The sequence below is a fragment of the Promicromonospora alba genome (assembly GCF_042654905.1).
GTDB lineage: Bacteria > Actinomycetota > Actinomycetes > Actinomycetales > Cellulomonadaceae > Promicromonospora > Promicromonospora alba.
This window is the reverse complement of the sequence record NZ_JBHSFI010000007.1, coordinates 83808-107046: the sequence shown is the minus strand read 5'-3', so window position 1 is coordinate 107046 and position 23239 is coordinate 83808. Positions and strand designations below refer to the sequence as shown.

The window sequence follows — 23239 nt, the reverse complement described above, 5'->3', positions numbered from 1 at the left end:
AGCGGGCGCGTGAGCGATCATTCATTCGAGGTGGCCGGGCTCACGCTCGGCTACGACGGCGCCGACATCGTGCGCGAGCTGTCGACCGACATACCCTCCGGCGCGATCACGGCGATCATCGGCGCGAACGCCTCCGGCAAGTCCACGCTCCTGCGCGGCCTCAGCCGGCTGCTCGCCCCGCGTGCGGGGCAGGTGCTGCTCGACGGCGTTCCCGTGCACAGCATGCGGTCCGGCGACCTCGCGCGCCTGGTCGGCCTGCTGCCGCAGTCGCCGGTCGCGCCGTCGTCGATCACGGTGGGCGACCTGGTCGGCCGCGGCCGATACCCGCACCAGGGCTGGTTCCGCCGCTGGACCCCCGCCGACGACGCCGCCGTCGACGAGGCGCTGGCGGCCACCGGAACGGCCGATCTGGTGTCCCGCCGGGTCGCCGACCTCTCCGGCGGGCAGCGTCAGCGGGTCTGGATCGCCATGACGCTCGCGCAGGACACCGACATCCTCCTGCTCGACGAGCCGACGACGTTCCTGGACGTGAACTATCAGATCGAGGTGCTCGACCTGCTCGTCGACCTCAACCGCGACCGCGGCAAGACGATAGTCATGGTGCTGCACGAGCTGAGCCTCGCCTGCCGCTACGCCGACCACCTCATCGCGATGAAGAACGGTCGCATAGTCGTCGAGGGCACCCCCGACGAGGTGGTGACCGCACAGATCGTCGAGGACGTCTTCAGCCTGCCGTGCGACGTGATCACCGACCCCCGCAGCGGCACGCCGCTCGTGATCCCGCTGGGGCGGCACCGGTCGGGGCTCGCGCGGTAGCCGCGCGAGCCCCGGTCAGTCATCAGCGGACGTTCCAGGTCCTGGTCTCGTACCGGACACCGTCGACCATGAACGCGACCTCTGTCCCGTTGTAGCTCGAGCCCATCCAGCAGGACAGCTGTCTCGAGCCCGAGGCACCGTTCATCGGGTACTTGGTGCTGCCCTCCCAGGTCCTGGCATGCCCCTCGTGGATGTCGTGCCAGTAGTTCGGCCCGTTGTCGATGCGCGACGTGTCACCCGCCCAGCACGCGACCTCGCTGTTCGCGTCGAAGCCCTCCCAGTTCACCATCCAGTAGCGGCTGCTGGAGTTCGGTCCGCTGCTCGCCGCCGTCACCCACGCCCTGGGCTGCAGGACCTGCGCCGAGTCGCAGGCCTCCTTCCATTCCCCGTTCTCGTCCGTCACCCTGACGCAAGCCTCCAGGGTCTGGCCGGGGTTGCCGTCCGCCGTCGCGGTGCCGGCCTTGCTCGTGCTGCTGACCGCCCCGGACACCTGGACCCTGGTCGGCACGCCGTTGTCCCCGTCCGCGTCCCAGCTGAAGGAGACGTTCCCGATCCCGGGGGTGGCGGTGATCGTCGGCTGGATCGGCGGACCGTACGGCGTCTGCGGCGGGTTCGACGACTCCGACCAGACCGAGCAGGCGCCGTTCGCGTTGCAGGCCTGTACCTGGAAGGTGTACGCCGTCCCGTTGTTCAGGCTCTTGTGGGTGTACGACGCGTTGTTCCCCGCGTTCTGGGCGGTCCCGCCGTTCGCCCGGACGTTGTAGTACCCGCCCTTGCCGCGGAAGTCGTTGATGCGGTTCCACTGCACGTCGACCTGGCCGCTGGTCTCCGAGCCCAGCCGGGCTGTCGGAGTGCCCACCGTGTCCGGTGTGCCGTACGGCACCGTCTCGGCGGACTCCGCGCTGACCGGCGACCTGCCCGCCTTGTTCTCGGCCTCGACCGTGTACTTGTAGGCCGACTCGGTGCTCAGCTTCTGGACAACCATCTCGAGGTCGCTGTCCGGCATGGTCCTGGTCCTGACCCCGTCCCGGTACTCGGTCACGTAGTACTGCCTGATCGCGTCACCGTTGTTGTTCGGGGCCTGCCATGTGACGGTGATCTGACCGCCGGCGGCAGTGTCCGAGCTGGTGGCGGTCGGTGGGTTCGGCTGGTCGGGCTTCGTGGCGGGTGTCTCCGCCGCGGACGGGTCGCTCCAGTCCGACGGCTGGTCCGCGTCGTTCTTCGCCTGGACACGCACCGTGTAGGAGGTGCCGTTCTGCAGCCCTGTCCACTCGACCGGGCTGCTGGTCTGGCACGTCTTCTGGGTCACGTTGTCGGCCGGCGGCGGGCTGATCTCCAGGGTGACGCAGTCGATGGGGGACCGGTCCGTGTACGCCTTGTTCTTCCACGAGACCGTCAGCTTCCGGTCGCCGAACTTGAGCGTCGGCGGCTCCGGCTTGTCCGGCTTCTCGTCGGGCCGCACCTCGGCGGACGCCGGTGACGGCGCCGAGTCGGCCACCTCGTTGGTCGCGACGACCGTGAACGTGTACTTCACGTTGTTCCTCAGGCCGTCGAACGTGCAGGTGGTCGTGGTGCACCTGTGCTCCTGACCGCCGTCGGTCCGCAGCGTGTAGCTCGTGATGTCGGCGCCGTTGTTGTTGGGCTGGTCCCAGCTCAGCACCACGGTCTCGGAACGTACCTCCTCGATGCGGGGCGCACGGGGAGCGTCGGGCTTGCCCAGCACGGTGAGCTTCACGAAGCCGTCGACCTGGCGGTCCGGGTCGCCGGTGCCGTCCTGCACCGTGTACCGCACCGTCATGACGCCGGTGAAGTCGTCCTCGGGAGTGACGACCACCTCGGAGTCGGTGAACGACACCTTGCCCCCGCCCGCCTCGCTGGCCGCTGCGACAACCTTCAGCGGCGTCTGGGGGAACGGGTTGGTGTCGTTCTTCAGCACCGGGACGGTCGACGGCTTGCCCTGGTGCGCGTTCGGCACCTTGTCGTCGGTCGTCTTGACCTCCGGCTTGGTGGACTGCACGACCTTGACGGTCAGCTCGGCGCGGACGGCCGGGTTCCTGCCGTCCGAGACGGTCATCGGGAGCTGTACGACGGTGCCCTTGGGGACCGCCCCGACCTCGCCGATCACCGACGTGCCGGAGACGGTCATCTCTATGCCGTTCTTGCTCCCGACCTTGAAGTCCAGCGGGTCCTTGTCCGGGTCCTTGACGTAGCGCGACAGGTCGACGGTCGCCTTCTCGGCAGCCGCGACCTCGAGCACCGGGGTACCGGTGATCTTCGGCGGCTGGTTGTTGGAGGGGACGACGTCGATCTGCAGCGTCAGCACCGCGGTCAGGCCCTTGGCGTCGTCGGGGCCGGTGCCGTCGGTCACCTCGAAGCTGACCGACGCCGCGCCCGCGTAGTCCTCCGCGGAGGTGTACACGAGCGTGTCGTGGTCGGTCATCGCGACCTTGCCCGCCACGGCCTTGACGGTGTTGTCCTTGGTGATCCGCGGCTTGTGGCCCTCCCGGACCACCACGTAGTCCTCGAGCTCGATGGTGAGCGGGTCACCGCTGAAGGCCTTGAGCGGATCCAGGCCCGGCTTGATGTGCGGCCGCGCCTGGTTGCTCGGCACCCGCACGAACGCCTTGGCCTCCAGGCCGTCCATGTCGGTGACCGTGTACGTGATGACCTGGGCGTCCTCGGTGAGCTCGACCCTGATCGCGTTCGACTCGGTGACCGTCACACCCTTGAGGCCAGGGTCGACCGCCACGTCCAGGTCGGCGCCCACGCCGTCCGGGTCGGCGTCGTTGTCGAGCACGTTCACCGTGACGCTGGTGTCGCCCTCGACGTCGTCGGACGTCACCACGTCGTCGTACGCGATGGGGCGCAGCAGCGGTGCGTCCGGGTCGACGTTCACCGTGATCGCGCCGCTCGTACCCGCCTGATAGGGGTCCTGGATGCCGTAGTAGAACGAGTACGGGCCGGCCTCGCCGGGCGCGGTGACGACGACGTCGTCCTCAACGGCCTTGGGCTTCAGTTCCTTGGTGCCCTCGAAGGCCTTGGCGACCAGGCTGATCTGGTCGCCGTCCGGGTCCGAGTCGTTGAGCAGCGCCGGGATGGCCACCGTGCGCTCCGGCCGGACCGTCGTCTCGTCGTCGATCGCCTGCGGTTCCTGGTTGCTCGCCGGGGGTGCCGCGATGCCCACCCGGACGACACCCTGGCCGATGGCGCCGCGCGTGTCGGTGACCTGGTAGCTGAAGGTGTCGAAGCCCGTGGTGTCGGAGGCCTGGTAGTCGATGGCCCCGTCCACGATCTTGGCATTGCCCTTGCTGGGCGCCGCCGAGATGGAGCTGAGCGTCACGTGGTCGCCGTCGGGGTCGATCCCGTCCAGCGGCAGCGGGATCCGCACCGTGCCGGTGCTGAGCACCCGCGCCTCGATGTCCGGCAACTGCGGGGCGATGTTCGCCGGTTCGTCCTTGATGGTGATGGTGACCTGCGCGGAGTCCTTCTGGCCGTTGGCGTCCTCGACCTCGTAGACCGCGTGGACGGTCTCGGCCTTGTTGCCGGCCTTGAACCGCACGGTGTCCTCGGAGACGAAGGCCTCACCGAGCGAGGACGGCGGTGCCTCCTGCAGCTTGTCGGTGACCTTCATCGCCAGACCGTCCGGGTGGCTGTCGTTCTTCAGCACCGGGATGGTCACCACGTCACCGACGCGCACGGTCGCCTCGTCGGGGCCCGCCTCCGGCGGCCGCATCTGCGCGGACGTCGGGATGGGCACCACGCGTACCTGCCCCGTGACCGTGCCCGAGCCGTTCGCGACCCGGTAGGTCACGAGGACGGGCTCGCCGAGCCGCTTGATCTCGGAGACCTTCAGGATCTGATGGTTCAGCACCGAGACGGTCACCGGAGCACCGGTGGGCACGTTCACGCCCTGCACCACGAGCACGCCGCCCGCCGGGTCGGTGTCGTTGGCCAGGACGTCGACCAGGGCGGAGCCGCCGGTCGGCAGCAGAACCTGGTCCGAGACGGCCACCGGCGCACCCGCCTCCTCCGGCGGGTCCACCACGTCCACCCGCACCAGGCCCATCGTCTGCTCGACGCCGTCGGAGATGTAGTAGGGCACGTCGTACGAGCCGGCCTGGTCGCTCCGGAACTTGAAGTTCCCCGCCGGCGTGTTCTGCGTGATGCTGGCGCCGGCTGCCTCGGCGACGCTCGTCAGCCGCAGGGTGTCGTCGTTGGCGTCGTGGTCGTTCACCATCGGGTTCACGGTGACCGGCTCGCCGGTCAGCACGGTCACGTGGTCCTGGACCGGCACCGGCGCGACGTTCGCGGCGACGACGTCCACGTGCATCTTGCCCTGGAAGGCCTCACCTTCCGAGTCCACGACCCGGATGTCGACCACCTTGAGGCCGGTGGCGCCGCCGCCGTCACGGAACTCGACGGTGCCGTCCGGACGGAACCGCACCTCGTCCAGCGGGTTCGCGGTGGTCGCGTCGGAGAGGTAGAGGTCGTCGCCGTCGGGGTCCTGGAAGTAGGGCAGCACCTTCATGCTGGCCAGACGGTCCTGGCCCACCTGCAGCACGGGCTCGCCGTCGGGTTGGACCGGTGGGTTGTTCTCGGTGAGCGGCACCACCCGCACGGTGGCCTCGGTGGTCGCCGTGCCGTTCTCGCGACCGTCGTCGACCTGGTACGTGAAGGTTGTCTCGCCTGTCGCGTTGTCCGGCACGTCGGCCTGCAGGGCCGCTCCACCGAGCACGCGGTTGACGGACACACCCTCGGGCGGGGTGACGACCGAGGCCGTCATCACGTCGCCGTCCTTGTCCATGTCGTTGCCCAGGACGTTCAGCACAGTGGTCCGGCCGGGCCGGACGCCGATCGAGTCCTTCTCGGGCACGGGTGTGTTGTTGGCCTTGTTCCGGTCGGCCACGAAGTGGTCGACCTGCATCGCGGTGGTCTGCTCCGACTCGGTCTTGTCGCCATCGCCCTTCTTGGGCTGCATGTAGTCCCAGTCGTCGACCATCTCGAAGTCGTCGGCGGCCATCCACAGCTGACCGTTCGCCACGTCGTTCAGCACGATGACGTCACGGTTGACGCGGTAGACCAGGCTCGTGGACGCGTCCGCGCCCTCCAGCGCCTGCCGGACGTCGTTGGTCTCGCCCGCGCACTCCCGGACGACCTGACCGGGCCCCGACCAGGCGCCGTAGACGCACCCGCCGAGCTGCACCGGGGCCGATGCGACACTCGCCGGCCCGCCCGTCAGGGAGTGCAGGGTGGAGGTCCCGCCTGCCAGCGGCTGGACGACCAGGCCGTTCAGGGTCGCGACCACCACGTTGCCGGTCTCGCTCGACGGCTGCTGCAGCGTGCCCTGTGCGCCGTCGGCGATCTTGACCGTGTCGCCGCCCGGCAGCACCAGGGTGCCGGACGTCTGGTCGAACACCACTGGTTCGTCACCCACCGCCGAGACCTGCACCTCGGCGTCGGCACTGAGGGGGAGTCCGACCTCGTCCACCTGCTCGGCGACGCCCTGCTTGGTGGTGGGGATCGTGTAGAGCTTGCCGTCGCCCGGGACGGCGAGGAGTACCGTGCCGTCGTTGCCGACGGCGAGCTTGCCGCCGGGCCCCGCCTTGACCGTGGGCTTGAGCTTGTTCTCGTCGAAGGTGGTCGAGGCGAACGGAAGGACCCAGGCCTTGCCCGTCTCCGGGTCGTAGACGGCGGTGGTTGCGCTGCCCGAGGCGACCTGCGCGCCGGCGGGAAGCTTCATCGTGGCGTCGAGCACCAGCTGCCCCGGGTTCACCGGGCTAGCGGAGAACCTGCTCGTGCTGTTCAGGAGGACATGCTGTGCGTCCTGCTCCACGTCGAAGCTTCCGGCGCCTGCCAGCAGGACGCCGTCCAAGGCCTTCGCGTCGTAGTTGAACCGGCCGAGCTCGCCCTGTGCGGTCCGCGTCACCCAGACGCCCGAGTCGTTCAGCTCGACGTCGGCTGTCGACTCGCCCTCGTACAGGAGCGCGAAGCTCAGGAGCCCCACCCCGAACAGGGTCACCACACTGGTCGACACGACGGATCGACGGTTCTTCAACGCGCGTGAGACCAGGCTCATGCGTCCTCCTCATTCCACGAAAGATTGCTCGCCCGGACGGCCACACAGGCGCAACCGGAGCACCCTACCGAGTACAAAGGTGAAAAGTCGTCGAATATCGGTGGGTAGAACTACCCAGAATGACCCGTCTGTCCATCGAGCGGCGGGAGCGTCTCGCATTGGCAACCTGGGTTGCTTAGATTGGCGTTAGCAACGTAGGTTGATAGGCATGGAGTCAACACGGGTCGCGGACGTCGCGGCCGACACGAGCGACCCCCGCGCGGGCCTGCGGGCCGTCGCCTCGCTGCGGGCACTCACCGAACGCCTCGAGCTCGGCCAGGTCGAGGCCGGCCTGCGTGCGGGAATGACCTGGCTCGAGGTCGCCGAGGCTCTTGGCGTGACCCGGCAGGCGGTGCACAAGAAGTACGCGAAGAAGATCGACCAGACCATCCCGGTCCCCAGGAGGAGCAGATGAGCAAGTTCGCCAGTGCCGCGGCCACCTCGCACACGCTGTCGCTCGCCGCGATGGAAGAGGCCTCGCGTTCCGGGCAGCGCACCACCGACGTCGGACACCTGCTCATGGCGCTCGCGGTGAACGAACAGGTCGCGGGCCAGGTGCTGCGCGGTCTGGGCGTCACCCTCGACGCGGTGCGGGAGGCGGTTGCGGCGCAGCACGCCGAGCAGCTGGGCTCGCTCGGCATCAACGCCGAGGTGCCCGCCGGCGGCAAGATCGTGTTCCACGAGACGGGCGGCTACGAGTGGGACAAACCTTCGCTCGAGATCTTCGAGCGCGCCGGCGCCGGCGACAAGCGCGGTGACGCCGCGGCCGTGCTGCGCGAGCTGATTGCCGAGCCGAGCGGCATGATCGCCGCCGTCCTGCGCCGGCTCGGCACCACGCCCGAGGCTGTGGTCGCCGGTCTCGACGAGGCCGCGCGCTACCCGTCCCACGCCCCGCTGCGTACCGTCGAGCCGGGCAGGCTCTCGGGCGTCTCCGCGGCCTTCGCTCCCGCTCCGGTCGAGCGGGTCTGGGAGCTGCTCGCCGACGCCTCACGGATGCCCGAGTGGGAGCCGGGCATCGGTAGCGTCGAGAGCGGACCGTCGGTGGTGCGCGCGGGGGACACCTGGGTGGCTCGTACGCGCACCGTGCGTCCCGACGGCAAGGCGATGAGGGTCAAGCCTGAGCTCATGACCCAGCAGGTCGAGGTGGTCGCCCTCGACGAGGGGCACCACCTCGAGTGGCGCTTCACCTATCCCGACGTCGCCCAGGCGAACGCGCGGCGCATCAGGGTCGAGCTGGAGCCCGCAGCCGGCGGCACGCAGCTGCGCCTCGCGCTCGCCTGGGATCGCAACGCCGACCGGCCGCGCCGCCCGCTCCTTGCCCTGCTCCTGCGTCCGCTGACCCGCTTCTCGATCTGGATGCAGCTGTCGCACCTCGGTGGGGGCATCAGCCGCGTCTTCCGTTGACCCGGGCGCGACCTCATCCGCGAGGTGGTGGGGCGGGCTACCGCATCGAGCAAGTTTGAGAAAGATCCTGGCTGACGGCGGTGGGGTACTCGATCATGGGACGACCATCGAGATCTCGGAGGACGTCATGACGATTCACGCCCGCTCTGACCACGAAGAGACCTGCTCTTGAGCGGCCTCATCCCGCTCGACTCGCGGTGGCACGACTTGTTCGAGAACTTCGAGCACACCGCGTACCGGCTCCATGTACGGGACACCTACAACACGCAGCTCGAACGAGAGCCAATGGCTCAATTCCTTGCGACCGGGACGGCCGACCTCGAGTGGTTCCAGGACTGGCTCACGTCCATTCGGGAGGCGAAGGCCGCGGGGCGCATCTTCCGTCGTGTTCGTGTGGTGTCGCTTCCATTGACCGACAGTGCCCGTTACTCGCTCTGGGTCACGCGGTACAGCGTCGAGGCGGGTGAGGACATCCGGTACCTCGCCCGCGACGACGCGCAGGGCCTGCCCGAGTTCGACTACTGGATGTTCGACTCCCGGACCGTCGCCAAGATGCACTGGAACGATGAGGACGAGCTGCTGGGCTTCGAGCTGGTCGAGGACCCGGCGGAGGTTGTCGAGCTCAACTACCAGCGCGACGCCGCGTGGCACCACGCGATCCCACGGGCCGAGTTCGCCGCGCAGTACATGGACTGATAGCCGGCATGACGAGCGAGCTGATCCAGCCTGGGCGCGAGTTCGGCAAGCTGTTCGACGAGTTCGACCACACGGCGTATCGGCTGGAGGTTCGAGAGGCGTACAACGAGCCGAGCGAAAAGGCGGACCTGCGGCGATACACGGAAGCGGGCTGGATCGACCGGGACCGAACGTCTGACTGGCTGAGGTACGTGCGCCGGGTGACCGCCGCCGGAGTGCGGTTCCATCGAGTCCGGGTGGTCTCGCTGCCATTGAGCACGTACAACGAGTGGGGCGTCCTCGAAGCGGAGGCAACGAATCGGGCGGGCGACGACATTCGTTACCTTCGCCGTGATCAGGCCGGCGATCTGCCGGATCATGACTACTGGTTGCTTGATTCAAAGGTGGTCGCGAGGATGCATTTCACGGACAACGACAGGTTTCTCGGCTTTGAGCTAATCGAGGACCCGGCCGTGGTGGTCGAGCACAACTATTGGCGTGACGTCGCCTGGCACCACGCCGTTCCGAGGGGCGACTTTGCCAAACAGCACATCCAACAGCTCTGACATCCGGGCGGCGCGCAACGAGCTAGGTGCGCGCCTGCGGGAACTTCGGCGAGCTGCTGGCCTCACGGGTCAGCAGCTCGCCGAGGCGTTCTCCTGGCCACCGTCGAAGGTGTCCAAGATCGAGAACGGCCGGCAGGCACCGACAGACGACGACGTCCGCTCCTGGTGTCGGGCTACCAGCACAGAAGACGTCGCCGAGGACCTGCTGGCTTCCCTGCACACCCTCAAGACGCGGCATCGGGATTGGCAGCACATCCTGCGTGCGGGCCTTGCCCCGTCACAGCACGCAGCAGCGCGGGACGAGGCTCGCACGCGGGTCTTTCGGTCTTTCCAGCCCACGATGGTGCCCGGCCTGCTCCAGACGCCCGAGTACGCGCGCACGCGCCTGGAGGAGGGCGCCAAGGTCTGGGGCAAGCGCGCGGACCTGGACGAGGCTGTGGCGGCTCGGATGGCTCGGCAGGTGGTCCTCTACCAGCCCGTTCGAAAGTTCTACTTCGTCATGACCGAGTCGGCTCTGATGAACGCGCTGTGTTCACCGCAGGCGATGCTGGTGCAGATCGACCGCCTTATGTCCGTGTCGATGCTCCCGAACGTGCGGTTGGGGATCATTCCGTTCGAGAAGAGACTCACGAGGGCGCCTGAACATGGTTTTTGGGTGATGGACAAGCGCTTGGTCTCTGTCGAGACCTTCTCGGCGGGACTCGATCTCACCCAGCCCCAGGAGATCGACTTGTACATGAGGGTGTTCGAGACCCTCGCGCTCGACGCTGACTACGACCGTAAGGCGCAAGCGCATCTCACTCGGGCTGCGCGAGCGATCGAGAGGCGCCTGAATCGGAAAGACGACGAGGAGTAGAGCAAGTTTTCGAAAGATCGGCCCTCAGCCGGGTCGGTGTCAATAATCTCCAAAACATGACCTCAGCACCGACGCCGCAGCGGACCACGCGGCCCCTGGACCTCATGGCGCCGGCTCTCGTCGCCTGCGACATCGACGGCACCCTGATCAACACCGGGCAGCCGCCCACCGCTGCTGTGTGCGCCGCGATAGAGCGGGTCCGAGTGGCCGGGCACCACGTCGTCCTGGCGACAGGCCGTTCCCTGATCGGCGCGCTGGACGCCGCCGTCGAGCTCGGCCTCGACGACGTGTGGCTGGTGGCGAGCAACGGTGCCGTCACGGCACACCTCAAGGGTGGCGGGTACCAGATCACCGATCTGCACGGCATCGAGCCCGAGCAGGCCGTGCGCGTGGCGGTGGAGGCCATGCCCGGTATCCGGGTCGCGACCGAGGTGGTGGGTGTCGGGTACCGCGTGAACATCCCGTTCCCCGACGGTGAGCTGAACGGTGACCAGCACAGCGTGGGCGTGCTTGAGGAGCTGTGGGCGGAACCGGCGCCGCGGCTGGTGATCCACGGGCCGGCCGCGTTCGGCCTCGCGCCGGTGCTGCGGGCCATGAGGCTGACGGTGATCGAGACCCGCTCCGACTGGCTCGACGTCACCCCGCCCCGCCTGTCCAAGGCGACGGCGCTGGAGCAGGTGCGGGCCGAGCTGGGCGTGGAGTCCTGGGACACGGCGGCTATCGGCGACGGGCAGAACGACGTCGAGATGTTCCGCTGGGCCGCGCGCTCCGTCGTCATGGGCCACGCCCCCAGCCACGTGCAGTGCTACGCGGACCGGGCCACGGGCACTATCGACGACGACGGTGCCGCGCCGGCGTTGCTTTCGCTGCTGAGCTGAGGTTCGTCGGCCGTCACGTCCCACGACGGCGTTGTCTAGGGCGGCGGTTGTCGGTGCATCGGACACGACGGTTGCCCCCTGCGACCTGCGCCGGGAGGATGATCGACATGACAGCTACCCCGCCTCCGGTACCCCGTCGGGGGCGCGCCGTACGTGTCGTCGTTCCGGCCCTCGTCGTCCTCGGACTTGTGCTGCTGGGTACCGCCGCCTGGTTCGAGAGCCGTCCGGCGCCCAACGGCTGGTTCGCGTACGCGCCCCTGTCGGACACGACCTACACCCCGGGCGGTACCCCCGCGCCCGGGACGGCAGTGCTGCTGTCCGGCGCCGGTGCGCTCCTGCTCGGCGGCGCGGCCGGCTTCGTCGTCGGACGGCGCAGCCGGCCCGCAGCGGACGAGCTCTGACACCCGTCACCGACACCACGGGCTAGGGACCCGGACCTGGGGCGTGGCCACGGACGGCACCTGCTCCACGGGTGTACCTTGTCGGCCGACCGCTCGCGCTACGGAGCCGCCGGGCCGGTGGACCGGCGCACGACGAGCTGCGAGATCAGCGCCTCGTCGTCCGCGGGCTCACGCTGGGCGATGCGTGCCAGCAGGTGCTCGACGGCGCGGCGTCCCTGGGCGACGAAGTCGACCCGCAGGGTCGTGAGCGGGGGAGAGAAGTATGCGGCGTCGGGGATGTCGTCGACTCCCGTGATGCTCACGTCCTCGGGTACCCGCACGCCCCGCTCCCGGAGGGCGAGGAGCGCTCCGAGCGCCATCTGGTCGTTGGCCACGACGACGGCCGTGAAATCGAGGCGGGCCGGCAGGGCCGAGATGGCCTCGTATCCGGAGCGTGCGGTCCAGTCGCCGTGCACGACGCCCATGGACACCAGGCCGTGGGCGGCGACGGCGGTCTCGAAGGCGCGGGCCCGGTTGCGGGCCGCCGACCAGGCGGTGGGGCCGGCGACGTGCAGCAGGCGCTGGTGGCCGAGCTCCGCCAGGTGGTCGATGAGGGCGGGGAATCCCACGGTGGTGAGCTGTGAGGGATGGTGGCTCGCGAACTCGTCCTCCTCGCCCGCGAGGAACGCGGGCACCCGGAAGTTCGCGGCGCCGAACGCCTGCGCCATGTGGTCGGTCGAGGCGAGGGCGAGCACTCCGGCGAGGTCGTGCTGCGTGACCGTCTGCAACGCCTGGTCGATCTCCTCGGGGTCGCCCATGTCGAGGCTCAGGATGTCGAGCACGTAGCCGGCGTCGCGGGCGGCCTGCGCGGCGCCCTGGATGATCTTGCTCGGGCCGAACTGGTCGAGCTCGTGCGTCAGTGCGCCGATCCGCATCGACCGGCCGGTGGTCAGCGACCGAGCGGTCAGGTTGGGGCGGTACTCGAGTGCTTCGAGCGCCTCGACCACGCGCTCACGCGTCGCCGGCCGGATGCCCTCGTAACCCTGCAGGTACCGGTGCACCGTCTGGTGCGACACCCGCGCCAGCGCCGCGACGTCGCGGATCGTCGCGGGCCGCCCCAGCTCCTCGGCTGATGCGGCGACCGCGCCGGCACCGGGCGTGACCTCGGACGACAGGTCGTCCCGGGGTGCGTCCCGCGCCTCGCCGGTCTCCAGCGGTGCGGTGCCGTGCGGCATGCGGTCTCCTTCGTCGGCGAGCTCGGATCGTCCCACCGTATGGCGCGCCAGCCCCGATCTGATGCATGTGACCGGTAACAAGTTGGTCTCGGAGCATTGTGACCGGTCACATTTGGCGCTAGCGTCACTCGGGTTCCAGCGCACGACAACGGAGTAGCTGCCTCATGGACTTGCACAACCACCCTGATCCGCCCCGCCACATGCTCTTCGGCGTGGCGTACTACCCGGAGTACCACCGCCGCGGCCGACTGCAGGAGGACCTCGACCTGATGGTGGCGGCGGGCATCAACGTCATCCGCGTCGGGGAGTCGGTCTGGTCGACGTGGGAGCCGCGTGACGGCGAGCTCGACCTCGAATGGCTCGCGCCGGTGCTCGACGCCGCAGGAGCCCGGGGGATCGACGTCATCATCGGCACGCCCACCTACGCCGTGCCGCCGTGGCTGCAGACCGCCTACCCCGAGATCGCCGCCGAACGGCGCACGGGCGAGCCGATCCCGTGGGGCGCCCGCCAGGAGGTCGACTACTCGCACCCCGCGTTCCGGCATCACGCGGAGCGGGTGATCCGAGCGATCCTCGGCCGGTACGCCTCACACCCCGCGGTGATCGGCTACCAGGTCGACAACGAGCCGGGTCTTGAGCTGATCCACAACCACGGGACGTTCACGCGGTTCGTGCGGCGGCTCAAGAAGCAGTACCGCGACGTCGAGACCCTCAACGAGGAGTGGGGACTGACCTACTGGTCCCACCGCCTGGACGGCTGGGACGAGCTGTGGCGGCCCGACGGCAACTCGTTCCCCCAGTACGACCTGGCCTGGCGCCGCTACCAGGCGGACGTCACGAACGAGTTCATCGCCTGGCAGGCAGCCATCGTCGGCGAGTACCGCAGCCCCGGCCAGTTCGTCACCACCTGCCTGCAGTACCCCCGTCGCGCGCTCGACGACGAGCAGCTCGGCCTGCACCTGGACGTGCTGTCCGGCAACCCGTACTACGGCATGCAGGACCACCTGGACGCCGGCATCAACCTCGCCCAGCCCAACTACTGGAACACGACCGGCGTGGCCGGGCTGCTGCGCCAGGCCGACCGCATGTACTCCTCGCGCCAGGCCCGCTACCTCGTCACCGAGACCAACGCACAGGCCATCGACGCGGCGCACGCCAACCACCCGCCCTACCCGGGCCAGCTCAAGCAGGCCGCCTATGCCTTCATCTCCCGCGGCGCGGCGATGATCGAGTACTGGCACTGGCACACGCTGCCGTACGGCGCGGAGACCTACTGGGGCGGCGTGCTGCCGCACAGCCTCCGCCCGGGCCGGGTCTACGCCGAGATCGCGGAGATCGGCAACGAGCTGGCTGGGCTCGGGACCACGCTCGACGGGTACGAGCCCGACGCCGACGTCGCGATCCTCTGGTCGAACCCGAGCCGCTTCGCCCTGCAGTTCATGCCCCCGCTCGCCACCGACGGGCAGCCCGACGACGAGTCGTACGAGCAGATCGTCGACTCCTTCTACCGGGGCGTGACCGACGCCGGACGCCAGGCGCGCATCCTGCACCTGCCACAGGCGCACGAGCTGGGCGCGCCGGAGCTGGCCCGCCGCTTCCCGGTGCTCGTCGCGGCCGGGCTGTACATCACCACCGACCTCGACCTGGACCTGCTGCGCCAGTACGCCGCCGCGGGCGGCCACCTGGTCCTCGGGCCGCGCACCGCCTACGCCGACGACGAGGCGCGCGCCCGTGTCGCCACCGCACCCGACGGCCTGCACGACGCCGCGGGCGTCTGGTACGAGGAGTTCTCCAACCTCGATGCCGACCTCAAGGTGGTGGCCACCGGAGGCAGCCCGCTCGTCCTGGAGGCGGACGCCTCCGCACGCCGCTGGGTCGACGGACTGATCCCCGACGGCGCCCAGACCCTTGCCGCGTACGAGCACCCGCGGTTCGGCGACTTCCCGGCGGTGGTCACCCACCCGCACGGCAGCGGCCGGGTCACCACCGTCGGCACGGTCCCGTCGCCCGCGCTCGCGACCGCCGTCGTGCGGTGGGCCGCTCCCCGGGGAATCGGCGACCTGCTGACGGGCGACCGCGGCCCGGCCGTCACGGTCTCCTCGGGCACGCTGCCCGACGGGCGACGCGTCTGGTTCGTCTTCAACTGGGGCTGGGGCGAGGAGAAGCTCGTCCTCGCTGCCGACGTCCGGGACCCCGGCGCCGACACCGCGCACGTCACCGGCTCGCAGCTCGTCCTCGGGCCGTGGGGCTGCCGGACGCTCGTCGGCGAGGCCGTCCGATGAGCCGGAAGAGGGACTGGACGGGCTGGCTGTTCACCTGGCCGTTTGCCTTCGTGTTCGTCTTCGTGTTCATCACGCCGCTGGTCTACGCGCTGTGGCTGAGCCTGTTCCAGAACCAGCTCGTGGGCGGCAACCGGTTCGTCGGCCTCGGCAACTACGTCACGGCGTTCCAGGACCCGAGCTTCTGGGAGGGCTTCGGGCGGGTCTTCGGGTTCCTGCTGATCCAGGTGCCGATCATGCTGGTCCTCGCCATGGTCGCGGCCCTGGCCATCGACAGCGCGCGCCTGTACGCCACGGGGCTGTTCCGCGTGGTGGTCTTCCTGCCCTACGCGGTACCGGCAGTCGTCGCGGTCCTCATGTGGGGATTCCTGTACAGCGGCAACTTCGGCCTGACGGCGAGCATCAACGAGTGGCTCGGCAGCGACGTGCTCCAGCCGTTCGCACGCCAGTGGATCACCGCGTCGATCGGCAACATCGTCACGTGGGAGTTCGTCGGCTACAACATGGTGATCTTCTACTCGGCCCTCAAGACGATCCCCACCGAGCTGTACGAGGCCGCCGAGATCGACGGCGCCCGGGGCTGGCAGGTCGTCAGGGCCATCAAGCTGCCCGCCGTCCGCGGGGCGATAGTGATCGCCACGATCTTCTCGATCATCGGCAGCTTCCAGCTCTTCAACGAGCCGAACGTGCTGCAGCCGCTGGCGAACAACGTCATCACCAGCAGCTTCACGCCCAACATGTACGCGTACAACCTGTCGTTCGCCGGGCAGCAGTACAACTACTCGGCCACGGTCGCGATCATCATGGGCGTCATCACCGCGGTGATCGCCTACGTGGTGCAGATGCGCGGTTCTCGAAAGGAGGACCGCTGATGTCCACCGGTCTTCGTACCATCCATCCCAGCGCACGCTCAGACCGGGCCCGTACGGGCACGACCCGCACCGGCAGGGCCCTCCGGCCGTACTCGGTCACCCGCCCGCGCAAGTCGGTCGCCATGACGCTGCTCATGGTCCTGTTCCTCGTGTACGCGCTCGTGCCCATCGTCTGGCTCGTGGTCAACGCGACCAAGACCCAGGGCGACCTGTTCTCGACGTTCGGGCTCTCGTTCGGGCACTCCTTCGCCCTGTGGGACAACATCGTCGCCACCGTCACCCACGACGACGGCATCTTCCTGCGCTGGCTCGCCAACACCCTGCTCTACGTGGTGGTCGGCGCAGGCGGCGCGACGTTCCTCGCGACGCTGGCCGGCTACGGCCTGGCCAAGTTCCGGTTCCCCGGGCGCGGCGCGTACTTCGCCGTCGTGCTCGGTGCCGTGGCGGTGCCGGGGACCGCCCTGGCCGTGCCCACCTTCCTGCTGTTCAGCCAGATCGGGCTGACCAACACCCCCTGGTCGATCATCATCCCGTCGCTGATCAGCCCGTTCGGGCTCTACCTCATCTGGGTCTACACGATCGACTCGGTACCCACGGAGCTCCTGGAGGCCGCCCGGCTCGACGGCGCGGGGGAGATGCGGACCTTCTTCACCATCTCGATCCGCCTGCTGGCCCCCGGCATCGTCACGGTCGCGCTGTTCTCCGTCGTCGCGACCTGGAACAACTACTTCCTGCCGCTGATCATGCTCACCGACCCGGACTGGTACCCGCTGACCGTCGGGCTCAACCAGTGGAGCGCGCAGGCGGCGGGCGTCGCCGCCGAGCCGATCTTCAACCTCGTGGTCACCGGCTCTCTCATCACGATCGTGCCGATCGTCGTGATCTTCCTGCTCCTCCAGCGCTTCTGGCAGTCCGGCCTCAGCGCCGGGAGCGTCAAGCAGTGACCCGCCGCTACTGACGCCCCGCCCGCCGCCCCTGCCTACCCCGCCGTCCGACATCCCGTCCCAGCCCCACCACAAAGATGTGAAGGAAAGACCATGACCAGATCACCCCGCACCCCCCGCACCAAGGCCGCGGCGGCGCTCGCCGCCGCCGCGGTGACCGCCCTGACCCTCGCCGGTTGTGGCGCGGCCGACGCCCCGGGCGCCGAGGCGCCCGCCGGCTCGCCCGCCGACCTCGACGCCGCCCTCGAAGAAGGCGGCGAGCTCACCTACTGGACGTGGACCCCGTCGGGCGAGGCCCAGGCCGAGGCCTTCATGAAGGAGTACCCGAACGTCACGGTCGAGGTCGTCAACGCGGGCACCGCGACCGACGAGTACACCAAGCTGCAGAACGCGATCAAGGCCGGCTCGGGCGCTCCCGACGTCGCGCAGATCGAGTACTACGCGCTGCAGCAGTTCGTGCTCTCGGACAGCCTGCTCGACCTGTCGGGCTACGGTCTCGGCGACCTGGAGGACCAGTACACGGCCTCCACCTGGTCGGCCGTGACCGCCGACGACGCGATCTACGGCCTGCCGCAGGACTCCGGCCCCATGGTGCTGCTGTACAACGAGGAGATCTTCGACGAGCACGACATCGACGTCCCTACGACGTGGGACGACTACATTGCCGCCGCCGAGAAGCTGCACACCGCCGACCCGTCGAAGTACATCACCAACGACGCCGGCGACCCGGGCTTCGCGCAGCCGCTGATCTGGCAGGCCGGCGGCCGCCCGTACCAGACCGACGGCACCGACGTGACCGTGAACCTGCAGGACGAGGGCACCAAGCTCTGGGCCGACACGTGGAACCAGCTCCTGGAGCCTGGCCTGCTCGCGGACATCCCCACCTGGAGCGACGACTGGTGGAAGGCGCTGGGCGACGGCACCATCTCGAGCATCGTCACCGGGGCGTGGATGCCCGGGATCCTGGAGGGCTCAGTGCCCGACGGCGCCGGCAAGTGGCGCGTCGCACCGCTGCCCAGCTACGACGGCTCGCCGATCACCGCCGAGAACGGCGGCAGCGCCCAGTCCGTCATCAAGCAGAGCGACGCCCCGGCGCTCGCCGCGGCGTTCACGCGCTGGCTCAACAGCTCCGAGGAGAGTGTCGACGTCTTCCTGGAGCAGGGCGGCTTCCCCTCGACCACGGCCCACCTGAGCTCGCCCGAGTTCCTCGCCGAGGAACCCGAGTACTTCGGCGGCCAGCAGATCAACGAGGTGCTGGTCGAGGCCTCGGAGAACGTCGCGCCGGGCTGGGAGTACCTGCCGTTCCAGGTGTACGCCAACAGCGTCTTCCCCGACACCGTCGGCGCGGCCTACACCGACAAGAGCGACCTGAACGCGGGCCTGCAGGCCTGGCAGGAGCAGCTCGTCACCTACGGCAGCTCGCAAGGCTTCAGCGTCAACAAGTGACGCTGAGCGCCGCGGGGGCCCGACGCCGACGTCGGGCCCCCGCGGCTGGAGTAGGCGCGGCGCCAAGGACGGCGTCGCGTACGGAGATCCCGTGCCGTGCACGGGTCGATGACATCCCCGAGGAGGGGGCATGACGTCCAGATCCAAGCTCGTCCTGACCGCATTTCTCACCGTGCTCGTGACGGCGCTGGTGCCGACCGCGATCGCACAGGCGTACCGCCCGACCGGCGGCATCGTGTACCAGCTCACCGACGCGGACCAGTGCCTCAAGGGTCGCGGCAACTGCGCCGTCTACCCGAAGTCCGCCGAGCTGCCCAGCGGGCGCCTGGTCGCCGCGTTCGAGAAGGCGACCGTCAATCCCACGAGCGGCGCCGCGACCGGCGGCACCCTGCCGATCTACAAGAGCGACGACGACGGCACCACGTGGCAGTCGCTCTCGTCCGTCCGTCCGCCGGCGGAGCTCTCGAGCGACCCCGCCTACGCGAAGTACACGAGCAACTGGGGGAGCCCCTACCTCTACGTCATGCCGCAGACCGTCGGCAACGTCGCCGCGGGCACGCTGCTGGTGGCGAGCCTCGTCACCGGTGAGGACCACTACTACACCGAGCACAAGGCGGCCGACCCGAACTGGGTCCCGAACAACGACGGCGACCGCAAGGACCTCGCGATCGCCCTGTTCTCGTCCGCCGACCAGGGCGTGACGTGGAAGGTCGTCAACATCATCGCCAAGGGCGGCTGGCAGGGCGGCAGCGCCGGGGCGATCGGCACGAACGTCGCGGCGGCCAACACGTACCGGCAGGTCGACCCCGTCTGGGAGCCGTTCCTCATCGTGCGTGACGGCAAGCTGGTCACGTACTACTCGGACGAGAACGACTACCTCGGCTACGACCCCGCGACCGGCGTCGCGCGGCTGGACCCGGCGAACGACACGGCCACCGACTCGCACGGCCAGATCCTCGCCCACCGTACGTGGGACGGCACGAGCGCGGCGTGGAGCGCCCCCGTCGTGGACGTCGCGGGCACGACGCAGAACGTCGGCGGGAAGTCGGTGATCGGCGGCGGCCGCCCCGGCATGACCACCATCGCACCGACGTCGGACGGCAAGTGGCTGCTCACCTTCGAGTACTGGGGAGGCGGGACGAACACCCGGTTCAAGGTCGCGAGCGACCCGCTGCGGTTCTTCGCCGACGGCGACGTCGACGGGACGGGAGTGGACACGCTGCCCGTCAGCAGCGGTTCGCGAGGGCTCGCGACGGGCGGCAGCCCGGTCATGATCCCGCTGCCGGACGGCCGGATCGTCTACAACGCGAGCGGCAGCGGCAACGTCTGGGTCAACCGCACCGGTTCGAGCACCGGCCAGTGGACCGAGTACCAGACCACGGTCGGCGCCGGCTACAGCAGGTCCCTGCAGTACGTCACGCGGACCGGTCGGGTGTCCATCCTCCAGGGCACGTGGGGCGGTCCGGCGAGCAACGCGATCATCCGGTACGGCGAGGTGGACCTCGGCCGTTCGGCGGGCGCGTACTACCAGCTCGTCAACCGGAAGACCGGCCAGGTGATCGGCACGGGCAACCACAGCAACGACGCGAACATCGGCAACGGTGACGTCCCCGACGTCGTCCTGGAGGCTGCCGGGTCGGCGTCCGACGGCGACACGCAGTTCTGGCACGTCGTCACGAAGCCCAACGGTGCGGTGGCCCTGCTCAACAAGTCCGGCGGACGGGCCGCTGGCATCTGGACGGGGACGCCGTCGGCCGGCCAGAAGGTCGGCCAGTGGGTGGACGACACGGAGTCCGGGATCTGGAACCGCGTGACCACCAGCGACGGGTACACCCGGCTGCAGGCGGCCGCGAGCACCGGCCTGTACCTGACCGGGGCGACCGCGGGCGGCCAGCTCACGCTCCAGGCTGCCGCCTCGGACGGTTCGCAGGACTGGACGCTGGTCGAGCAGCGGCCCGAACGCCTGGTGAACCGCAACAGCGGCAAGTGCCTCGACGTGAACGCGAGCTCGACCGCGGACGGCGGCGTCGTCCAGCAGTGGACGTGCACCGGCGGCGCCAACCAGCAGTGGCAGGTCCAGGCGGTCGCCGGCGGCTACGTCCAGGTCACGAACGGCGCCAGCGACCGGTGCCTGGACGTGAACGCGAGCTCGACCGCCGACGGCGGGACGGTCCAGCAGTGGACGTGCACTGGCGGTACCAACCAGCAGTGGCGGGTCCAGGCGGTGACCGGCGGGAACGTCCAGCTCGTCAACCGCAACAGCGGCAAGTGCCTCGACATCGCCGCGTTCTCCTCCGCGAACGGTGCGAAGGCGCAGCAGTGGACGTGCAACGGCGGGACCAACCAGGTCTGGCAGCGCGTCACGTCGTGACGGCCTGACCACCGACGGCCCGTGGGCCGCGCGCTACCGGTCCGCGTTCGTAATCCTGCGACGCAGACCGGCGGCGGCGGCCCGCGGGTCGTCCGCCTGCGTGATGGCGCGCACGACGACGACGCGGCGCGCTCCGGCGTCGAGCACCTGGTCGAGGCGGGCGTCGTCGACCCCGCCGATGGCGAACCAGGGCGTGCCCGGGTCCTTGGCGGCGACGTCGCGGACCAGGTCGACGCCGACGGCCGCGCGGCCCGGCTTGGTCGGGGTGGCCCACACGGGCCCCACGCAGAAGTAGTCGACGCGGGCGTCGGCCTCGGCGGCCAGCGCCTGGTCGAGCGAGTGGGTGGAGCGGCCCAGCACGGGGCCCTCGCCGAGCAGGGTCTGCACCGCATCGCTGGACAGGTCGCCCTGGCCCATGTGCACCACCGGTGCGCCGGTGAGCCGCGCGATGTCGGCCCGGTCGTTGACCGCCCACAGCGCCCCGTGCTCGGCCGCCACCCGGGCGACGAGCGCGTGCAGCTCCACCTCGCGGGCCGCCTCCAGGGACTTGTCCCGCAGCTGGACGACGTCGACGCCGCCCTCCAGCGCCGCGTGCAGGAACGGTTCCAGGTCGTTCGTGTCCTGACGGGCGTCCGTGCACAGGTACAGGCGGGCGTCGGCGAGCCGGGTGCGGGGGTCCATGGGCGGGAGTCTAGGTCGACGCACCGACGGGCGGTCGCCTTGTGCGCAGGCGTCCCGGAGCGGCTGCCGGGCGGGGTTAAGGTTGTCGCGTGCACGGGAGCCCCGGACGGGGCTGAGAGGGCGCAGGGCGCCGACCGTCGAACCTGATCTGGGTCATGCCAGCGAAGGGAGAACACTTGAGCAGCCGTGCGAGCAGCCACGTGGGCAGTCACGCGTGGGACGTCCTCGTCGTCGGCGGGGGCATCATCGGCCTGACCGCTGCCTGGCGTGCGCTGGAGGCCGGAGCGAGCGTCGTCGTCCTGGATCCCTCGCCAGGCGACGGTGCCACCCACGCCGCCGCGGGCATGCTCGCGCCGGTCATGGAGGCGGGCTTCGGGGAGGAGGCGCAGGCGCGGCTGGGCACGGCCTCGCTCGCCCTCTGGCCTCAGTTCGCTGACGCGCTCGAACGTGCGGCGGGGCTGCCGCCGGGCGCCGTCGGCCTGGACACCGCAGGGACCCTCGCCCTCGCCTACGACGGCGACGACCTGGTCGAGCTACGCCGGACGCTCGCCCTGCACCGGGAGCTGGGTCTCGGCTCCGTGGAGATCACGCCCGCCGAGGCGCGGCGGCGCGAGCCCGGCGTCGGGCCCCGGGTGGCGGGTGCGGCGTGGGTCCCTGGCGACCATCAGGTGGACCCGCGAGCGGTGCACGCGGCGCTCGCCGTGGCCGCCGCGCGTGCGACGCTCGTGCCTCGCGCCGCGATGTCGCTGACCTGGGCGGACGGTGCGGTCGTCGGCGCGCTCGACGATGCGGGCACCGCGTACCCCGCAGGGACCGTGGTCCTGGCCGCCGGCCACGCGAGCGCGGCCCTGTTCGCGGGCGCGCCCACCCGCCCGGTACCGGGTACGACGCTGCGCCTGGACGCCGCCGCCGACCAGTCGCCGGCCGTGGTGGTGCGCGGCACCGTGCAGGGGCGCCCCGTCTACGCGGTGCCCCGCCGGGTGCGGCCCGACGGGCGGCGCGAGCTGGTCGTCGGCGCGACGTCGGACGAGCGCGAGGACGATCACCTGACCCGCGCCGGCGACGTCTTCGCGCTGCTACGTGACGTCCGCGCCCTGCTGCCCGAGCTCGACGACGCCGTCCTCCTGGAGGCCGTCACCCGATCCCGGCCCGGCAGCCCGGACAACGCACCACTCCTGGGCTGGGCGGCCGACGGCCTCTACCTGGCCACGGGGCACTACCGCAACGGCATCCTGCTCACGCCGCTGACGGCGGCCGCCGTCGACGAGGCGCTCGGCGGGGCGGGGCGGCCGGCGGACGGGCCGGGAGGCGGACCGCCCGGCGGGCCCGAGGTCAGGGCCGCCGTCGAGGCGGCTGCCCGGTACGCCGACCCGCGCCGGTTCGCCGACGCATACAGCAGTACACCCGGGACCACACCCAGGACCGAACGAGGAGGCACAGCATGACCACAGCACCGTCCGCGGCATCCGCCACCACCGGGGCGCAGGCTCCCGCGGCACCCGGCCCCGCCGTCGTCAACGGCGAGCAGTACCCGCTCGACGGGCCGCTGCCGATCGCCGACCTGGTCGCCCGCCTGCTGCCCGGCCTCGTGGTCGACGGCGCGGCGCGCGGCGTCGCCGTCGCGCTGGACGACGCCGTCGTGCCGCGCAGCGTCTGGGGCACCACGTACGTCCGGCCGGGCGACCGCGTCGAGGTAGTCACCGCCGTGCAGGGAGGCTGAA

At 70.1% G+C, this 23239-nt stretch carries 18 protein-coding genes and 1 riboswitch; of the genes, 15 read left to right on the top strand and 3 right to left on the bottom strand.

The genetic code is table 11. The annotated features are described in order from the left end of the window. Nucleotides 1-9 precede the first annotated feature (9 nt). Nucleotides 10-816 (top strand): ABC transporter ATP-binding protein, encoded by an 807-nt coding sequence (locus tag ACFO6V_RS22065; protein ID WP_377139450.1) that lies wholly within the window; start codon nt 10-12, stop codon nt 814-816. A gap of 22 nt (nt 817-838) precedes the next feature. On the opposite strand, the gene ACFO6V_RS22060 is transcribed toward ACFO6V_RS22065, so the two are convergent. Further along, nucleotides 839-6892 carry an Ig-like domain-containing protein gene (locus ACFO6V_RS22060; protein WP_377139448.1) on the bottom strand — a complete coding sequence of 2018 codons (6054 nt, stop codon included), beginning with the start codon at nt 6890-6892 and terminating at the stop codon, nt 839-841. A gap of 208 nt (nt 6893-7100) precedes the next feature. On the opposite strand from ACFO6V_RS22060, the gene ACFO6V_RS22055 reads away from it, so the two are divergent. The 7 genes from ACFO6V_RS22055 (at nt 7101) to ACFO6V_RS22025 (ending at nt 11711) form a co-directional block, all read left to right on the top strand. Continuing rightward, on the top strand, nt 7101-7346 hold the full coding sequence (locus tag ACFO6V_RS22055; protein WP_377139445.1) for a hypothetical protein: 246 nt from the start codon (nt 7101-7103) through the stop codon (nt 7344-7346). Beyond that, nucleotides 7343-8335: an SRPBCC family protein gene (locus ACFO6V_RS22050; RefSeq protein ID WP_377139443.1), complete on the top strand. Its 993-nt coding sequence runs from the start codon at nt 7343-7345 to the stop codon at nt 8333-8335. The genes ACFO6V_RS22055 and ACFO6V_RS22050 overlap by 4 nt, the downstream gene beginning before the upstream one ends. A 168-nt stretch (nt 8336-8503) precedes the next feature. Then, entirely contained in the window at nt 8504-9031 is a 528-nt protein-coding gene (locus ACFO6V_RS22045; protein WP_377139440.1) for a DUF6879 family protein, read from the top strand. Between the two features lie 8 nt (nt 9032-9039). Next, entirely contained in the window at nt 9040-9576 is a 537-nt protein-coding gene (locus ACFO6V_RS22040; protein ID WP_377139438.1) for a DUF6879 family protein, read from the top strand. After that, on the top strand, nt 9509-10432 hold the full coding sequence (locus tag ACFO6V_RS22035) for a helix-turn-helix domain-containing protein (RefSeq protein WP_377139435.1): 924 nt from the start codon (nt 9509-9511) through the stop codon (nt 10430-10432). The genes ACFO6V_RS22040 and ACFO6V_RS22035 overlap by 68 nt, the downstream gene beginning before the upstream one ends. Before the next feature lie 56 nt (nt 10433-10488). Next, nucleotides 10489-11310 carry an HAD family hydrolase gene (locus ACFO6V_RS22030; RefSeq protein WP_377139432.1) on the top strand — a complete coding sequence of 274 codons (822 nt, stop codon included), beginning with the start codon at nt 10489-10491 and terminating at the stop codon, nt 11308-11310. A gap of 107 nt (nt 11311-11417) precedes the next feature. Beyond that, nucleotides 11418-11711: a hypothetical protein gene (locus ACFO6V_RS22025; protein ID WP_377139430.1), complete on the top strand. Its 294-nt coding sequence runs from the start codon at nt 11418-11420 to the stop codon at nt 11709-11711. Nucleotides 11712-11809: 98 nt separating this feature from the next. Here the strand turns inward: ACFO6V_RS22025 and ACFO6V_RS22020 are convergent, their stop codons facing one another. Further along, nucleotides 11810-12925 carry a LacI family DNA-binding transcriptional regulator gene (locus tag ACFO6V_RS22020; protein ID WP_377139427.1) on the bottom strand — a complete coding sequence of 372 codons (1116 nt, stop codon included), beginning with the start codon at nt 12923-12925 and terminating at the stop codon, nt 11810-11812. A 164-nt stretch (nt 12926-13089) separates the two neighbouring features. Here ACFO6V_RS22020 and ACFO6V_RS22015 point away from each other — a divergent pair, with 164 nt between their 5' ends. The 5 genes from ACFO6V_RS22015 to ACFO6V_RS21995 all read left to right on the top strand — a co-directional run bounded on the left by ACFO6V_RS22015 (nt 13090) and on the right by ACFO6V_RS21995 (nt 20837). Then, nucleotides 13090-15207 carry a beta-galactosidase gene (locus ACFO6V_RS22015; RefSeq protein WP_377139425.1) on the top strand — a complete coding sequence of 706 codons (2118 nt, stop codon included), beginning with the start codon at nt 13090-13092 and terminating at the stop codon, nt 15205-15207. Then, a complete protein-coding gene (locus ACFO6V_RS22010) occupies nt 15204-16076 on the top strand; it encodes a carbohydrate ABC transporter permease (RefSeq protein ID WP_377139423.1) in 873 nt (290 codons plus the stop codon). Before ACFO6V_RS22015 ends, ACFO6V_RS22010 begins: the two co-directional genes overlap by 4 nt. Continuing rightward, complete coding sequence (locus tag ACFO6V_RS22005; RefSeq protein WP_377139420.1) at nt 16076-17020, top strand: carbohydrate ABC transporter permease; 945 nt, start codon at nt 16076-16078, stop codon at nt 17018-17020. Before ACFO6V_RS22010 ends, ACFO6V_RS22005 begins: the two co-directional genes overlap by 1 nt. Nucleotides 17021-17113: 93 nt before the next feature. Next, nucleotides 17114-18466, top strand: coding sequence for an ABC transporter substrate-binding protein (locus tag ACFO6V_RS22000; protein ID WP_377139417.1), 1353 nt, complete (start codon nt 17114-17116; stop codon nt 18464-18466). 130 nt (nt 18467-18596) lie between these two features. Further along, nucleotides 18597-20837: an RICIN domain-containing protein gene (locus ACFO6V_RS21995; protein WP_377139414.1), complete on the top strand. Its 2241-nt coding sequence runs from the start codon at nt 18597-18599 to the stop codon at nt 20835-20837. A 33-nt stretch (nt 20838-20870) separates the two neighbouring features. Here the strand turns inward: ACFO6V_RS21995 and thiE are convergent, their stop codons facing one another. Continuing rightward, the gene (thiE, locus tag ACFO6V_RS21990) at nt 20871-21518 is read right to left on the bottom strand and encodes a thiamine phosphate synthase (protein WP_377139412.1); all 648 of its coding nucleotides are present in this window, start codon (nt 21516-21518) and stop codon (nt 20871-20873) included. A gap of 83 nt (nt 21519-21601) precedes the next feature. Next, nucleotides 21602-21705: riboswitch (TPP riboswitch) on the top strand. Between thiE and thiO the strand changes: the two genes are divergently transcribed. Both thiO and thiS read left to right on the top strand, forming a co-directional pair. After that, entirely contained in the window at nt 21695-22963 is a 1269-nt protein-coding gene (gene thiO, locus ACFO6V_RS21985) for a glycine oxidase ThiO (RefSeq protein WP_377139410.1), read from the top strand. Its footprint overlaps the riboswitch before it by 11 nt. Then, on the top strand, nt 22960-23238 hold the full coding sequence (gene thiS / locus ACFO6V_RS21980; protein WP_377139408.1) for a sulfur carrier protein ThiS: 279 nt from the start codon (nt 22960-22962) through the stop codon (nt 23236-23238). Before thiO ends, thiS begins: the two co-directional genes overlap by 4 nt. Nucleotide 23239 lies beyond the last annotated feature (1 nt).

What these genes read in the sequence shown, in the direction of transcription:
- ACFO6V_RS22060 (WP_377139448.1), bottom strand. Translation starts at nt 6,892, where the DNA reads ATGAGCCTGGTCTCACGCGCGTTGAAGAACCGTCGATCCGTCGTGTCG.
- ACFO6V_RS22055 (WP_377139445.1), top strand. Translation starts at nt 7,101, where the DNA reads ATGGAGTCAACACGGGTCGCGGACGTCGCGGCCGACACGAGCGACCCC.
- ACFO6V_RS22050 (WP_377139443.1), top strand. Translation starts at nt 7,343, where the DNA reads ATGAGCAAGTTCGCCAGTGCCGCGGCCACCTCGCACACGCTGTCGCTC.
- ACFO6V_RS22040 (WP_377139438.1), top strand. Translation starts at nt 9,040, where the DNA reads ATGACGAGCGAGCTGATCCAGCCTGGGCGCGAGTTCGGCAAGCTGTTC.
- ACFO6V_RS22030 (WP_377139432.1), top strand. Translation starts at nt 10,489, where the DNA reads ATGACCTCAGCACCGACGCCGCAGCGGACCACGCGGCCCCTGGACCTC.
- ACFO6V_RS22025 (WP_377139430.1), top strand. Translation starts at nt 11,418, where the DNA reads ATGACAGCTACCCCGCCTCCGGTACCCCGTCGGGGGCGCGCCGTACGT.
- ACFO6V_RS22020 (WP_377139427.1), bottom strand. Translation starts at nt 12,925, where the DNA reads ATGCCGCACGGCACCGCACCGCTGGAGACCGGCGAGGCGCGGGACGCA.
- ACFO6V_RS22015 (WP_377139425.1), top strand. Translation starts at nt 13,090, where the DNA reads ATGGACTTGCACAACCACCCTGATCCGCCCCGCCACATGCTCTTCGGC.
- ACFO6V_RS22010 (WP_377139423.1), top strand. Translation starts at nt 15,204, where the DNA reads ATGAGCCGGAAGAGGGACTGGACGGGCTGGCTGTTCACCTGGCCGTTT.
- ACFO6V_RS22005 (WP_377139420.1), top strand. Translation starts at nt 16,076, where the DNA reads ATGTCCACCGGTCTTCGTACCATCCATCCCAGCGCACGCTCAGACCGG.
- ACFO6V_RS22000 (WP_377139417.1), top strand. Translation starts at nt 17,114, where the DNA reads ATGACCAGATCACCCCGCACCCCCCGCACCAAGGCCGCGGCGGCGCTC.
- ACFO6V_RS21995 (WP_377139414.1), top strand. Translation starts at nt 18,597, where the DNA reads ATGACGTCCAGATCCAAGCTCGTCCTGACCGCATTTCTCACCGTGCTC.
- thiE (WP_377139412.1), bottom strand. Translation starts at nt 21,518, where the DNA reads ATGGACCCCCGCACCCGGCTCGCCGACGCCCGCCTGTACCTGTGCACG.
- thiS (WP_377139408.1), top strand. Translation starts at nt 22,960, where the DNA reads ATGACCACAGCACCGTCCGCGGCATCCGCCACCACCGGGGCGCAGGCT.